At 60.2% G+C, this 15,260-nt stretch carries 11 protein-coding genes; 6 read left to right on the top strand and 5 right to left on the bottom strand.

Going from position 1 to position 15,260, the window contains the following annotated elements; translation table 11 throughout:
* Positions 1-41 precede the first annotated feature (41 nt).
* From ABJO61_RS13610 to ABJO61_RS13590, 5 genes are all read left to right on the top strand, one after another.
* A complete protein-coding gene (locus tag ABJO61_RS13610; protein ID WP_348326010.1) occupies positions 42-2,303 on the top strand; it encodes an acyl-CoA dehydrogenase in 2,262 nt (753 codons plus the stop codon).
* A gap of 108 nt (positions 2,304-2,411) precedes the next feature.
* Positions 2,412-4,223 (top strand): acetyl-CoA hydrolase/transferase C-terminal domain-containing protein, encoded by a 1,812-nt coding sequence (locus ABJO61_RS13605; RefSeq protein WP_348326094.1) that lies wholly within the window; start codon positions 2,412-2,414, stop codon positions 4,221-4,223.
* Between the two features lie 276 nt (positions 4,224-4,499).
* Positions 4,500-5,033, top strand: coding sequence for a PadR family transcriptional regulator (locus ABJO61_RS13600; RefSeq protein WP_348326012.1), 534 nt, complete (start codon positions 4,500-4,502; stop codon positions 5,031-5,033).
* Complete coding sequence (locus ABJO61_RS13595) at positions 5,026-6,162, top strand: efflux RND transporter periplasmic adaptor subunit (RefSeq protein ID WP_348326014.1); 1,137 nt, start codon at positions 5,026-5,028, stop codon at positions 6,160-6,162. Before ABJO61_RS13600 ends, ABJO61_RS13595 begins: the two co-directional genes overlap by 8 nt.
* Entirely contained in the window at positions 6,159-9,368 is a 3,210-nt protein-coding gene (locus tag ABJO61_RS13590) for an efflux RND transporter permease subunit (RefSeq protein WP_348326016.1), read from the top strand. Before ABJO61_RS13595 ends, ABJO61_RS13590 begins: the two co-directional genes overlap by 4 nt.
* Positions 9,369-9,370: 2 nt before the next feature.
* Here ABJO61_RS13590 and ABJO61_RS13585 read toward each other — a convergent pair whose 3' ends face one another.
* From ABJO61_RS13585 to ABJO61_RS13565, 5 genes are all read right to left on the bottom strand, one after another.
* Positions 9,371-10,228 carry a fumarylacetoacetate hydrolase family protein gene (locus tag ABJO61_RS13585; protein WP_348326018.1) on the bottom strand — a complete coding sequence of 286 codons (858 nt, stop codon included), beginning with the start codon at positions 10,226-10,228 and terminating at the stop codon, positions 9,371-9,373.
* 146 nt (positions 10,229-10,374) lie between these two features.
* Positions 10,375-11,457, bottom strand: a complete 1,083-nt coding sequence (locus tag ABJO61_RS13580; protein ID WP_348326020.1) for a fumarylacetoacetate hydrolase family protein — start codon at positions 11,455-11,457, stop codon at positions 10,375-10,377.
* 43 nt (positions 11,458-11,500) lie between these two features.
* Complete coding sequence (locus ABJO61_RS13575; protein WP_348326022.1) at positions 11,501-11,950, bottom strand: DUF6640 family protein; 450 nt, start codon at positions 11,948-11,950, stop codon at positions 11,501-11,503.
* Between the two features lie 11 nt (positions 11,951-11,961).
* Complete coding sequence (locus tag ABJO61_RS13570) at positions 11,962-12,741, bottom strand: SDR family oxidoreductase (RefSeq protein ID WP_348326024.1); 780 nt, start codon at positions 12,739-12,741, stop codon at positions 11,962-11,964.
* Positions 12,742-12,755: 14 nt separating this feature from the next.
* On the bottom strand, positions 12,756-14,441 hold the full coding sequence (locus ABJO61_RS13565) for an FAD-dependent monooxygenase (RefSeq protein ID WP_348326026.1): 1,686 nt from the start codon (positions 14,439-14,441) through the stop codon (positions 12,756-12,758).
* A gap of 106 nt (positions 14,442-14,547) precedes the next feature.
* On the opposite strand from ABJO61_RS13565, the gene ABJO61_RS13560 reads away from it, so the two are divergent.
* Positions 14,548-15,165: a TetR/AcrR family transcriptional regulator gene (locus ABJO61_RS13560; protein ID WP_348326028.1), complete on the top strand. Its 618-nt coding sequence runs from the start codon at positions 14,548-14,550 to the stop codon at positions 15,163-15,165.
* Positions 15,166-15,260 lie beyond the last annotated feature (95 nt).

Genomic DNA, 15,260 nt, shown 5'->3' with positions numbered 1-15,260 from the left:
CACGTCTTGACTTGCGTTCTCCACGGCCGAGATCAATAGACATGGATTGGCAGGAAATTCGCAAAAAACGGCTGACAAAGCCGATCTTCGGATGGGCTCAGCGCGCACTTCCGACAATGTCGGCAACGGAGCAGGAAGCGCTGGAAGCGGGCGATGTCTGGTGGGAGGCCAACCTCTTCACCGGCGACCCCGACTGGCAAGTGCTGCTCAATACACCAAAACCCGAGCTCACTTCCGAAGAGCGGGCCTTCATGGACGGCCCGGTCGAAGAGCTTTGCAGCATGCTCGACGACTGGAAGATTACCTGGGAAGACGGAAATCTTTCTCCTGAAGTCTGGGATTTCATTCGTCAGAACCGCTTCTTCGGCATGATCGTGCCGAAGAAATATGGCGGGCTGGAATTCTCGGCCTTCGCGCATTCCGAGGTTATTCGCAAGATCTCCAGCTGCTCGGCGACGGCAGCCGTCACCGTCATGGTGCCGAACTCGCTCGGGCCCGGCGAACTCCTGATGCAATTCGGGACGGACGAGCAGCGCGAATACTGGCTACCCCGGCTTGCCCGCGGCGAGGAAATCCCCTGCTTCGGCCTTACGAGCCCGGAAGCAGGATCCGATGCCGCCTCCATGGTCGATACCGGTGTTATCTGCCGGGGTACATGGAAAGGCGAGGAGGTTCTCGGCATCCGCCTCAACTGGCACAAGCGCTACATCACGCTCTCACCAGTGGCAACGGTTCTCGGCCTCGCGTTCAAATTGCGAGACCCGGAGCACCTGCTTGGCGATGAGGATGAGCTCGGCATCACCGTCGCGCTCGTGCCGACGGATCTTCCCGGCGTCGTCACGGGACGGCGTCATCTTCCCTCTTTCCAGATGTTCCAGAACGGGCCGACCAAGGGCGAAGACGTTTTCATCCCGCTCGACCATGTAATCGGCGGAGAAGCACAGGTCGGCAAAGGCTGGAAGATGCTGATGTCGGCGCTTGCCGCGGGCCGTGGCATTTCACTGCCTTCCCTATCGGCGGCCGCTGCCGCTTTCTCTGCCCGGACGACCGGGGCCTATGCGCGTATCCGCGAGCAGTTCGGCATTTCCATTGGCAAGTTCGAGGGTGTGCAGGAACGCATGGGCGCGATCGCCGCCACCGCTTATCAGCTCGATGCGGCGAGGCGGCTCACTTGTGCGGGGCTCGACAGCGGGCGGAAGCTCGCCGTTATTTCAGCCATCATGAAAGCTCATGCAACCGAGCGGATGCGTCAGGCCGTGAATGACGCAATGGATGTTCATGCGGGCAAAGCGGTCATCGACGGACCGAACAATTATCTCGGCAATCTCTACCGCGCCGTGCCTGTCGGTATCACGGTCGAGGGCGCAAATATCCTCACACGTAATCTCATTATTTTCGGGCAGGGCGCGATCCGCGCACATCCTTACTTGCTGAAGGAAATGGAAGCGCTGGAAGAGGATGATCGCGAGGAGGCGCTTGCAAAATTCGATGAGGCCTTCTGGGCGCATGTGGGGCGCGGCCTGAAGACAGCGGGACGCGCCTTCATTCGCAACTGGTCAGGCGGGCTTATCTCTCCTTCACCCAAGGCAGGTAAGGCCAGCCGCTACTATCGGCAACTTTCCCGGCGCGCGGCGGGATTTGCCCTTCTATCCGATTTTGCACTGCTGACACTCGGCGGCGCCCTGAAGCGCAAGGAAATGCTGTCTGCCAGGCTGGGGGATATTCTCTCGGAACTCTATTTCCTTTCCGCAGCACTTAAGCGCTGGGAAGATGAAGGTCGCCAGAAGGAAGACCTGCCGCTTCTCGCCTATTGCATGGATGCAGGCCTCGCAACCATAGATCAGCGCTTTGCCGAATTGTTTGCAAACCTGCCGAACCGGCTTGTTGCTGCCCTCTGCAAGGTCATCATCCAGCCCTTCGGTGCGCGCACTCGTGGCCCGAAAGACAAGATCACCATGGAATGCGCCGAAATCCTCATGGCGCCATCCGCGAGCCGAGACCGGCTGACGGATGGGCTCCATCTGGGCCGGGAAGGCGGGGCAGTGGCTAAACTCGAAGGCGCTTTCAGTCTTTCTGTTCTCACCAGTAAAGCGCGAGAGGCCATGCACAAGGCCCGTATCGAGGACCCGGAGGCTGCGGTCGCCAGTGGCGATATCACCGCCGCAGATGCACATAAGATTACCGACTACCGGAAAGCCGTGGCTGAGGTTATAGCTGTGGACGACTTCTCGCCGGAAGAGCTGGCGCTTCACGGTACCCAGGGAGGTCGTGCGGCTGGGCAAGCGCAGACGGCAAATTTCTGATCCGGCCTGCGGGGAAGCGGGTGCGAGCCGGACAGGCGGCTGATAGACTGAAGAGCAAAGCGGAGCAGCCCCAGAATCCGGTAAGAAAAAGCCTTGTCCAGCTCGCCCATGACTTTTGACGATGCCACTGCCCTTGCGGATGCAGTTATCTCACGGGTGGGCAAAAAGATCGTCATAGCTTTGCCGCTCGGTCTCGGCAAGCCGAACCATCTGACAAATGCGCTGGTCCGCCGCGCCATTGATGACCCCTCGATTTCCCTTCAAATTTTTACCGCTCTGACGCTGGAAGTGCCGCGCCCTTCAAGCGACCTGGAGCGGCGCTTCATGGGCCCCGTACTAGAAAGGTTGTTCAAGGGCTATCCTGACCTTGTCTATGCGAAGGCGCTCCACGCCGGTGCACTGCCGCCCAATATCGAGGTCAATGAATTCTTCATGCAGGCCGGGCGTTGGCTCAACTCGCCGCTGCAACAGCAGAATTATATTTCCGCCAACTACACCCATGCGCTGCGCTATGTCCTGGAGAGAAATGTCAATGTCGTGGGCCAGCTGGTTGCGCCGTCGGCTTCCCGCGACCATTTCAGCCTGAGTTCAAATCCCGACATAACAGTCGACTTGTTGAAGGCCCGACGCGAGGGGAGGGCCGATTTCATCTGTGCTGGCGAGACAAATCGGGCGCTGCCCTATATGGGTGGCGAAGCGGAAGTCGAGGCAACCGAGTTCGACTTTCTTCTCGATAACGAAGCGCTTCAGTTTCCTCTCTTCGCTCCGCCACGCGAGCCGGTATCGCTGGCTGACTATGCAATCGGGGTTCATGTCGCCAGCCTCGTACCCGATGGCGGAACGCTCCAGATCGGCATAGGCTCGATCGGGGACGCCATTGGACAGGCGCTGGTATTGCGTCATCAGAACAATGAAGTCTTTGCGGCAATCGCCTCTACTTTGAATGTGCGGGGACCGGAGCGAGTACCTTTCAAGGAAGGGCTCTATGGCGCCAGCGAAATGCTGGTCGAGTGCTTCATCGACCTCATTGAGGCGGATGTCCTGAAACGCGAGGTCGACGGTGTACTCGTGCATGGCGGCTTCTTTCTTGGATCCACATCGCTCTATCGGCGCTTGCGGGAGATGACGCCAAAGGAGCGCGCCCGCATTTCGATGGTGCCCGTTTCTTTCGTAAACGACCTGCATGGCGATGAAGAGCGCAAGCGCGCAGCACGCACGAAGGCACGATTCGTCAATACCGCGATGATGGCGACGCTGACAGGCGCCGTCATATCCGACGGGTTGGAGGACGGGCGTGTGGTGAGCGGCGTGGGCGGTCAGTATAATTTCGTCGCGCAGGCCTTTGCACTCGAGGATGCGCGCTCGATCATCACCGTGCGCGCAACGCGCAGCAAAAAAGGCGAGACGGTATCGAACATCGTCTTTTCCTATGGCCACACCACCATCCCGCGGCATCTGCGCGACATCGTGGTGACGGAATATGGCATTGCGGATCTGCGGGGAAAGACAGATGGCGATGTGGTCGCCGAAATGCTTTCCGTCGCGGATTCCCGCTTTCAAGCGGAGCTGCTTGAACAGGCGAAGAAGTCCGGCAAGATCGCAGCCAATTACGAAATCCCGGAAAGACAGCGCCACAATACGCCCGCGCACCTGGAAGCTGCGCTTAGTGAGACGCGGGAAGCAGGGCACTTGCCGCTCTTCCCCTTCGGTAGCGATTTTACCGAAACCGAAGTTGCACTGATGCCCGCCCTCGCCCGGCTGAGCAACGCTTCCAGAAGCGATCTGGCAAAGCTCATGCTTCGTGGAGGGCCGGAATCCGCCAGCACCCAGAGACACCTCGAACGAATGGGGCTTTCAAATCCCTGTTGCTTGAAAGAGCGGCTCTACAGACGCCTGCTTTTGAGTGCCCTTGCTCCCTGAGAAGCCATATCTGAAGGAAAATTTGCACAGGAATACGAGCGCCCTTGATGACGGTCGCTGCCGATCCCAATTTTTCCGAAGAAGGATTATGGAGTTTATTTTTGCGGTTTCCTGCATCGCCAAGACTGTGTGACTTCTGTGCCGCACTGCACAAAAATACGGTTTCCCCAAGGAAAATACCGCCCGCCGGTCTTGGATGTTGACCCGTGGTTCACATATATAGCGCCGATATATCGGCACTATATACCCGGCAGACCGCCGGCCAGGAATTACCCTATGCAAGTCACGACCCTCTGCCTCGGCGCGCTCGTTTTCGGCGACGCCACCGGCTACGAAATCAACAAGATGTTTGAGGATGGGCCATTTAGCCATTTCCTTGACGCGAGCTATGGCTCGATCTATCCGGCGTTGATGCGGCTGACGGAAGAAGGGCTCGTAACCTGCAAGGCGGAAGCGCAAGAACGCCGCCCGGACAAGAAAATCTATTCCCTCACAGAAAAAGGCCGGTTGAAGCTCCGCGAGGCGCTACAGCAGCCGATTGCCGACGACAAATTCCGCTCGGAGTTTCTTTTTACCCTGCTCTTTGCGCATCTTCTCCCGCGCAATCGCGTCCGCACCATGATGGACCACCGGCTTGCAGCACTGAAAGAAAAGCTCATCGAGCTTTCGCAACCAGACGCGGAAGATACCCCCGGCATGGATTTCGCCCGGCAATATGGATACGCGATCTATTCCGCCTCCATCGACTTTCTCGAAAATAAACGGCATCTGATCGAAGAGATCGCAACCGAAGAAGAAGCGCATGTTTGACCGGATCAAAGAACAAGTTGAAAAAACAACTAGCGGACGTCTTCACCGCTCGCATTTCGTAGCGATCGGCATTGCCGTCCTGATCGCATTGTGGTTCGCGACGGGTATTTTCAGCGGGAAAGAGAATACGGGCTCGAGCCTCACAGCAGCCGAGCAGGACGCCGCAAACACCGAAGCTGCGCGTGTTCGCGTTGCCGAATCCACCGCAACCATGCGGCGCGGCTCCATCATTGTTCGCGGGCGCACCGAAGCCAAACGCGCCGTCGAGGTCCGTGCGGAAACGCAAGGAACGGTGGCAAAGCTTCCGGTCGAGAAAGGCGAACGCGTTTCCGAAGGCGACGTTCTTTGCGAACTCGCTCCTAATGCCCGCGGTGCGCAGCTTGCCGAAGCCCAGGCACTGGTGAAACAACGGCAGCTCGAATATGACGCCTCCCGGCAACTCGCAGAAAAAGGCTACCGCGCACCCACAGTCGCCGCCGGGTCAAAGGCAGCTTTTGACGCCGCTCAGGCACGTCTGAAGCAGATGCAGGTCGAAATGGGGCAAACGAAGATCAAAGCGCCGTTCGACGGCGTCTTCGACAGCCGCCCCGTGGAAGTTGGCGACTATATGCGCGTGGGCGACACCTGCGGGCTTGTGGTCGAGTTGAATCCCCTTCTCATCGTGGGTCAGGTCGCGGAAGACCGTGTTGCCTCGCTCCAGATAGGCGAGGTCGGCAACGCAAGGCTCGTCACCGGCGAGACGGCGGAAGGCACCATCCGATTCGTGGCGAAAACCGCTGATCCCGCGACCCGTACTTTCCGGGTCGAACTCGAAGTCCCCAACGAAGACCTGTCTATGCGTTCGGGCGTCACCGCCGAAATTATCGTTCCCGGCAAGGAAATCATGGCGCACCGGATTCCGAGCGGTGTCATCACCCTTGATGACAATGGCGTAATCGGCATACGCACGGTCAATGCGAACCAGCAAGTCGAGTTCAAGCGCGTGACCCTCGTGGACGATACGCCGGATGGCCTTTGGGTAACCGGCCTACCCGAGAAGATCACGTTGATCACGGTCGGACAGGATTACGTCAAGGAAGGACAGAAGGTCGAGGCCGTGACCGGCAACCAGGTTGGAGCGACGCTGTGAACTCCTTTATCGAAGCCGCTCTCGGACATTCGCGCACCGTCCTGACGTCAATGGTGTTGCTGGTCGCGGCCGGCATCATTTCCTTCATCTCGATCCCGAAGGAAGCCGACCCGGATATTCCGATTCCGATCTTCTATGTCTCGATCATTCATCAGGGCATCTCCCCGGAGGATGCCGAGCGGTTGCTCATTCGTCCGATGGAGACGGAACTTCGCTCGCTTGAAGGGCTCGAAGACATCACGGCAATCGCTTCTCAAGGTCATGCCGGTATCCTGCTCGAGTTCGACGTGAATTTTGACAAGGACGCCGCACTGCAAGACGTGCGCGAAAAGGTCGACCTTGCTCGCGCAAAACTTCCGGGCGACACGGAAGAACCCATCGTCCGGGAGTTCAACGCAGCTCTGTTCCCTGTTCTCATCGTCACGTTATCCGGCGAAGTCCCGGAGCGAACGCTTTACAACGCCGCTCGGCGGCTTAAGGACGAGATCGAAGGTGTTCCGACCGTTCTCCAGGCGGAGCTTGTGGGCCACCGCGATGAACTTCTGGAAGTCGTGATCGACCCGGCGAAGCTCGAATCCTACAATGTTTCGCAGAGCGAACTGATCAACGTCGTTCAGCAGAACAACCGCCTGATCGCGGCAGGCAATATCGATACCGGTCAGGGCCGGTTCTCGGTCAAGGTGCCCGGGCTCTTCGAGGACCGCGAAGACGTTCTCAACCTGCCCGTGAAGGTCTCCGGGGAAGGTGTCGTCACGCTTTCCGATATCGCCGACATTCGCCGCACCTTCAAGGATGCAGACGGTTATGCCCGTTTCAACGGGCATCAAGCCATTGCCATTGAAATCACGAAGCGCATTGGCACGAATATCATCAACAACAACACGCAGGTCCGGCAGGTCGTGTCGGAGTTCACAGAAGACTGGCCGGAGGCCATCCATGTGAATTTCACGCTTGATGCTTCCGACTGGATTTTCCGCTCTCTCGGCTCGCTGCAATCATCCATCATGGCAGCGATCGTTCTCGTCATGATCGTCGTCGTTGCCGCGCTCGGCCTTCGTTCAGCCATGCTGGTCGGCATTGCCATCCCGACTTCCTTCATGATCGGTTTCTTCTTCCTCGCTTCCGCCGGCTACACCATCAACATGATGGTGATGTTCGGTATGCTGCTCGCCGTAGGCATGCTGGTCGATGGTGCCATCGTCGTTGTGGAATATGCCGACCGGAAGATGTCGGAGGGACTCGACAGACGCGAAGCCTACACACTTGCCTCCAAGCGCATGTTCTGGCCAGTTGCCTCATCCACTGCGACAACCCTTGCAGCTTTTCTACCCATGCTGCTGTGGCCCGGCGTAAGTGGCAAGTTCATGAGTTATCTCCCGATCACATTGATTGTGGTGCTTTCCGCCTCGCTACTGACAGCCCTGATCTTCGTGCCCGCGATGGGTACGATCTTTGGCAAGGCGGAAACCGAGAACAATGAGGTCTTGAAGCAGTTAGCCGGTGCCGAGACCGGCGACATTCGTTCGCTGTCCGGGCTCACCGGCTCCTACGTGCGATTCCTCGACCGCTTGATCAGGTATCCCGGGCGTGTGCTGGCCGTGACGGGGGGTGTACTTGTCACCACCATTGTTCTGTTCTCAACGTTCAATAACGGCGTCGAGTTCTTCGTGAACACCGAACCGGAACGCGCCATCGTACTCGTCAGCGCGCGCGGCAACCTTTCCGCCCAAGACACGTTGACGCTGGCGCGTGACGTGGAGCAGATCGTGCTCGATACGGACGGCGTTGCAACCGTCTTTACCCGGACGGGCCCCGGTCTCGGCAGTGGCTCATCAGGCCGCAATGACGTTCCCAAAGATCTCATTGCCCAGATGATGATCGAGCTGAAGCCTTATGAGGAACGGCGGAAAGGTGCCGTTATTCTTGAGGACATTCGCCAGCAGACGAAATCGATCCCCGGTATCAAGGTTGAACTGCGCAAGCAGGAAGACGGGCCGCCGACCGGCAAGGATATCCAGGTCGAGCTGACCTCGACCGACTACCAGAAGCTGCTCGAAACCACCTCAATCATTCGGGCGCATCTCGATAGTGAGGTGGAGGGCCTTATCGACGTCGAGGACGGAAGACCCTTGCCCGGTGTTGAATGGGTGATGACCGTCGATCGCGAAATGGCCGGACGGTTTGGCGCAGATGTGACGTCCGTTGGGGCTGTCATTCAGCTCGTCACCAACGGCATCATGATCGGCGATTACAGGCCGGACGATGCGCAAGACGAAGTCGATATCCGCGCGCGTTTCCCTGACAACTATCGAGTGCTCGATCAGCTCGATCAGCTGCGTGTGCAGACCTCATCCGGGCTCGTTCCGATCTCGAACTTCGTGCATCGCGAGGCGCAACCGCAGGTAAGCACCATTGAGCGGATCAACGGCTTTCGCCGCATCATGATCAAGGCCAACACGGCGGTCGACCCGGCCACGGGAGAGAAGATCAACGTGGACGAGAAAGTCAGTGAGATTTCCGCATGGATTTCTCAGCAGAAGATTGATCCGGCCGTGAAAGTGAAGTTTCGCGGTGCAAATGAAGAACAGGCAGAGTCGGCGTCATTCCTCGGCGGCGCGCTTATTGCTGCGCTATTTCTCATGTTCATCATCCTGCTGACGCAGTTCAACAGCTTCTATCATTCCGCTCTGACGCTTTCGACGGTCGTTCTTTCCACGATCGGTGTGCTGATCGGCATGGTCGTGACGGGGCAGGCGTTCTCCGTGATCATGACCGGCACGGGCATCGTCGCGCTTGCGGGTATCGTCGTGAACAACTCGATCGTTCTGATCGACACTTATCAGCGGCTGCGGGAGGATTCGATGGACGCAGTGGAGGCCGTGCTGCGTACAGCGGGCCAGCGCCTCCGCCCCATCATGCTGACGACCATTACAACCATGCTCGGCCTGTTACCGATGGCGCTTCAGATCAATCTCGATTTCATCTCGCGCGATATCGTGATTGGTGGCCCTGTATCGGTCTGGTGGGTCCAGCTTTCGACCGCGATCATTTTCGGCCTCGGATTCTCGACGCTGCTCACGCTCGTCCTTGTACCGGTGCTGCTTGCAGCGCCATCCGTCATCAGGGAAAAGCGCAAGGCACGGCGCGAAGCATCGCAGGACTGGAACGATGATGTGGGGAACAGTACCCGGCGCGCAGCCGAGTAAGTTCACGCTTCGTCGATTACGGGATTGGAAAGAAGGCCTACGCCTTCGATTTCGATCTCGATCGTATCGCCATGTTTCATCCAGAGAGGCGGCGTGCGCGCGAACCCCACGCCTGCGGGCGTTCCCATGACGAGCACATCGCCGGGTTCCAGTGTCATGCATTGACTGAGCAGCATGATCGTCTCGTCGACGGGAAAGATCATGTCCGCCGTGTTCGCGCTCTGCATGACGGCGCCATTGAGGCGGGACTGGATATTCAATCCGGTGGCGCCCGGCGGCAGCTCATCGGCGGAAACGAAAGAAGGTCCGAAGGGGCCCGTGCAATCGAAATTCTTGCCGATCGTCCATTGCGGAGTCCGTCGCTGGTAGTCGCGGACGGAGCCGTCGTTGAAGCAGGAATATCCCGCAACGAATGAAAGCGCATCCGACTTCAATGTATGGCGAGGTACGCGACGTCCAATGATGACGGCGAGTTCTGCTTCAAAATCAAGCTGTTGCGAGATGCGGGGCCGACGCATGGGCGCGCCGTGGCCAACGAGCGAGGTCGCGCTGCGCATGAAAAAATTCGGATAGTCAGGTTTTTCGCGGCCACCTTCTGCAGCATGTGCAGCATAATTGAGGCCGAGGCAGATGATCTTGCCCGGGCGGGGGACCGGCGGAAGAAAAGCTATTTGCGACAAAGAGATACGCGGTGCGGCCTCAACGGCGCCGCGGATGGCCTCGAAGCCCTGCTCGCCCGCCTCAAGGGTCGCGAGGAGGGATGAGGGCAAGCCGGAAAGTGCTGATATATCAACAACTTCGTCGCCAATGAGGGGGCCGAATTTTTCCCTGCCGTCATGTTCGAACGTCACGAACCGCATCGCTTCAAATCCCCCGTCTCTTTTTCATAGCGGAACGGGCGATCTAGGCGCGAAGCCGGGGACAAGTCAACGAGGAGACGGGGATAACCGGGCCCGACTGTCATCATAACGTCACCATAACGTCACCATAACGTCACAAATGCAATTTACTCGACGATGAGGTTGTCGAGTTCGCCCATCAGATTGACCGAGATGACGACATGCTCGCCGGGCTGGAGGTAACGCAGAGCGTCACGCTCTTTCGCGATCTGACGTTCGACGACATGAGAGGCGATGGTGCGGTCCCAGCCGCCCGCGAGCCAGTCCCAGGCACCCAGCGCCATAGCGGACTTGTCCACGCCCCGGAAGACCGTGCCGTCGGGCGTGCCCGCCAGGATGGCGGTGCGGGAGGGAACGATGCCATCATCGATCGGGAGACCGACTTCCCGACCCTCGAAATCCCAGCGTATGTCCTGACGAGCGGCGGACTGACGGATGAGTTCGTCGAAATCCCAGATCGCTTCCGACTGGCGGGCGGACTGCGCCACACCACCGTTGCGCCAGAGACGCAGTTCGACGGCGGCGGCGAAGGCGCGGACGTCGCGCGGGATGACGAAGAGGTTGCCGACGGGCAGGAAGCCCGGCGCGCTCTTGCCGGTGGTGAAGCCCTTGCCGGAGGTGACGTCGGAGGCGTCGATATTGCGCATCAGTTTCGCGCGGTCGGTGACGTCGTTGCAGAGGATGAGGCCTGCTTGCGCAGGCGCCTGCGAAATGTCGAAAGCATCGAGCGCAACGAAGCAGAGCTCGACTTCATAGTCGAGCAGCGCATCGCCCGCCGGGATGGGCGCATCGAAAGCTGTGGGCTCTACTTCCTTTGCGAAGAGAAAGGGGCCGTCCTCGACCGTCGCCTCCTCTGCATGTTCGGGGAAGTTGGTGCCCGCCGCGATGTGCGAAGCGGTGAGGTCTACCGGGATACCGAGTTCGGCGCGGGAGAGCGTGACCTGTTTGCTTGAGGCGGCGAGTGCCGCAATCGCGTCGTAACCCTGCGCGGTGTAGAGCGCGACGGGATCGACGGCGCCGGTGACGACGGTGAGGTCAACGCCCGTCACCTGCTTTCCCTCATAGGACGAGACCAGGATGAGGCGTGTGCCCTCCTTGTCGCGCGCGAAGGTGAGCGCCTCTTCGACGGGGGCGATTTCAACCGTGCCGAACGTACCCGCCTGCGCCGCGTGAGACATGGATAAACCCATCAGCAAAACTCCGACAAAACGCGCAAACATGCCGCCTCCATTTTCAATTCGCGAGCAGGAACACGCCGATGGTATTCACTGTCATCAGTATGGTGCCACCGAAGAGGTTGGTGTCCACGAGATAAATCTTGCCGAAGATGTTGAAGCGGAAGGGTTTGATGCCGTTCACATCTTTCAGCGCGCCACCGTAAAGCCGCATGGAGGCGAGCGTCGCGTAGAAGCTTGCGCCCCAGACATAGTTGAGGATGGCGGCGACCCAGATGTGAACCGTGTAATCCACCGCATCGGTCCAGAGCAGCCAGAGAATGACGAGCGAGACACCAGACTGGCTCAGCACCTGCCAAACGACGTGAAAGCGGGCGTGGGGCGGCCAGAGCGGGTTTGTCGCGTGGGTCTTGTTGAAGTCGGCGAAGATGGGACCGACGAAAATCATGAAGGCGACCACCGTGAAAAGCAGCCGGGGAACGAGAAGCGCGTCGAAACCGGTTTCCATTTTCCGTTTCCTCAGATGAGACCGGGATAGGTGCCGCCATCGAGCTGGAGGTTCTGTCCGGTGATGAAGCCCGCCTGCGTGCTGCAGAGAAAGGCGCAGGCATCGCCAAACTCCGAGGGATCGCCCATGCGCTTGGCTGCAATCGACTCCGCGATTTCGGCGCGCGCCTCTTCCATCGTGATCTTCTTGAAGGCCATAGCGAGCTCGGCCATCTTTTTCTGGCGGTCCGTGTCGAAACGCTCGGGCAGCATGTTGTTGATCGTGACGTTGAAGGGCGCGAGGTCGGTCGACAGTCCCTTGCACATGGCGGTGAGGCCGGAGCGCGCGGCGGTAGAGAGCCCCATGACGGAGCGGGGCGCCTTCACCATGGCGGAAGTGATGTTGACGATGCGGCCGAAGCGGCGCTCCTTCATACCGTCCATCAGCGCCTTGATCATGAAGAGCGGCGCCAGCATGTTGGCATCGAGCGCGGCGCGCCATTCGGCCTCGCCCCATTGGGCGAAGTTGCCGGGGGGCGGGCCGTCATTGTTGTTCACGAGAATGTCGGCGTCAGGACAGGCGGAGAGGAGACGCGCCCTGCCCTCTTCCGTATTGAGGTCCGCAATGATCGGGAGGACGGAGCCGGTCGCGTCCGCCGAGATGTCGTAGGCCGCCCTGTCGAGACTTTCGGCGTTACGCCCGTTCACGACGACATGCACGCCTTCGCGCGCAAGCGCCGCGGCGCAGGCCTTGCCCAGGCCGCGCGACGACGCGCAGACAATCGCCTTCCTTCCGTTCAGTCCGAGATCCATGAGCGTGTCCTTTACTAGATGGCGTGAGCGGGGAGCGCGAGCGCGGGAAGCCCGAGCAGCAGGGCCATGCGGCGCTGCAATTCGCGCGGCGCCTCTATCGGCGCGGAAAAACGGCAGGCGATGTGACCATCCGGCCTGACAAGGAGCGCGCCCGCATCGGCCAGACCAGTGAGCGCCCGCCAGTCTTCGCTGTCCGTGAAATCCTGCCCGGCGACGAGGCACTGCATGCCTTGCGCGCGGGCCGCGCTTGCCCAGGCGGTGGCGGCAGGACCGGCAAGAAGCATGAAGCGCGCGGGATCGCGGAGCGAAAGAAGCGAGACTTTTTCGCCGCCGCTCACGACCCAGCGATGCGGGAGATGGGCGCCGACGTCCCATGACGGTTCGTAGTTGGTGATGTCGATTTCCGAAGCGGCGAGAAGCGGCGGCGCATCGGCGAGCGCGGCGGAATTATAACGATAGCCGAGCTGGAGATTGAAGCTGTCGAAATGAGGGCGCTGCGCCTCAATGGCGGCAGGAAGTTCCGCGCTGGCGGCGGGGTCTACCGCGAGGACGCCGTAATGCTCCATCATGCGCTCAGGGTCTGCCCCGTAAAGCACACCGAAAAGATCGAAGAGCTTCGCGGCGTTTGTGAGGCTCTGTTCGCTGTTCGCAATAGCGACGGGGCGGCGCTCCGTCTCGTAAGTGTCGAGGAGCGCTTCGCCCGCTTCACCCTTCAGCACGGCGGCGAGTTTCCAGGCGAGGTTCTGCGCATCGACTGCGCCGGTGTTGAGGCCGAGGCCGCCTGTCGGCGGAAAACGATGCGCAGCATCGCCCGCGAGGAAGACGCGGCCCTTGCGGTAGTGTTCCGCGATCTGCGCCGACATGGCCCATGGGCTGATGTTACGGATGGTGAAAGAGGTATCGCCACCAATAGCGGCTGCGACCAAGGGGCGGCACTTCGCCTCGTCGAAACGCTCCGGCGAGGCGACCGCGGGGTCGCAGGGATGCATGAGCACCCATGTGCCCGCGCGGTCATAGGCAATGATGACACCGCTGGTTGCCGGATCGAAAAGGAAATAGAGGACGCCGGGACGCGGCGCGGTCGCGCTCCGCAGGTCAGCCTCAAAATGGATCATGATGTAGTGCTGGAGGGCCTCGGGGCCTTCCATCGCGATGCCGAGCGCATCGCGCAGGCGCGAGCCCGCGCCATCGGCGGCGACGACATAGCTGCAGTCGAGCCGCGCGGTTTCGTTTTTGCCCGTGAGCGTCGCCACGACACCATCGGGGTGCTCTTCCAGACTCGTGCAGGCGACACCGCGCTGGAAGGAGACGAGCGGCTCGGCGGCGAGCGCCTCGAAGAGCGCAGCCTCGAATTTCGATTGCGGGATGTTGGTCAACGGAAAAGGCGTGTAGGCGAGCGCCGCGTCGTCCTGACGTTCGTAGGGCAAGGAACCAAATTCAGGGCCCGACAGCGTTCCCATGAAGCGGACGAAGCCGGCATCGTTGGCGCTTGCCCCTGCCCTTCGGAGGGCGGCAGCGGAGACGCCGATGCTTTCGCAGATCTCGAGCGTGCGTGGATTTACCGCATGGGCACGAGGCGCGGAGGACGGCAGGGGCCGCCTGTCGACCAGATGCGAGACGATACCCTGGCGTGCGAGCAGAAGCGCGGCGAGGCAACCGACCGGACCGGCGCCGACGACGAGAACGGGAAGGCGGGACATGCGCGCTCCATAAAATGAGATTACTCTCATATTTGAGATACATCTCATAAATGGCTTTTGTCAAGCCCGGTGCCGCGCTATGCTGCACGGCACAAGGAGCGGCGGCGTGCGGCAAGGACATTTCCAGGAACAGGCGACAGGCGGCGGCAAGCGGGAGCGGACGCGCTCGGCCCTGCTCGACGCGACCGTCGCCGTGGTGGCGGCAAAGGGGATGGAGGCGACGAAGATCCTCGACATCACCGAGGCGGCGGGGCTCGCGAACGGCACCTTCTACAACTACTTCACGGACAAGGACGAGATCCTGCGCGAGGTGGCCTACGGGATCGCACTGGCGGTGAGCCGGCAGCTCGACGAGGAGATGAGCAGCATCGAGGACGCGGCACGGCGCGTCGTGACGGCGACGGCGCGCTTCATCGAAATCACGATCGCCGAGCCGGACTGGGCGCATGTGCTGCTCGGAAGCGCCGAACACCTGCCCGAGGTGCGGCGGGACATCTATCGCTATCTCAGGAGCGACATCGAACGCGGCGTTGAGCAGGGGAAGTTCGATGTCGAGGTGACACCCTTCCTGCTCGACCAGGTGGCGGCGCTGATCGGCGTTGCGCTGCGCGCGCAGATTCACGGCGGACGGAACCCGGGACTGGCGCGGCAGACCTGCGAGAGCATTCTGAGGCTTCTCGGCATGAGCCCGGCAAAGGCGCGCAAGCTCGCCAGCGCGGCCTGAGCCTCACCTGTCCTTCCCGACCCCATTTGCCGTCCGGATTTGACAGGCGGGCCAGAGCTTTCTACTCAGGAATTAAAAGAAATTCCGGGCAAGGG

The organism is Parvibaculum sp., assembly GCF_039973015.1.
Lineage (GTDB): Bacteria > Pseudomonadota > Alphaproteobacteria > Parvibaculales > Parvibaculaceae > Parvibaculum.
This window is presented reverse-complemented; position numbering and strand designations above follow the sequence as displayed.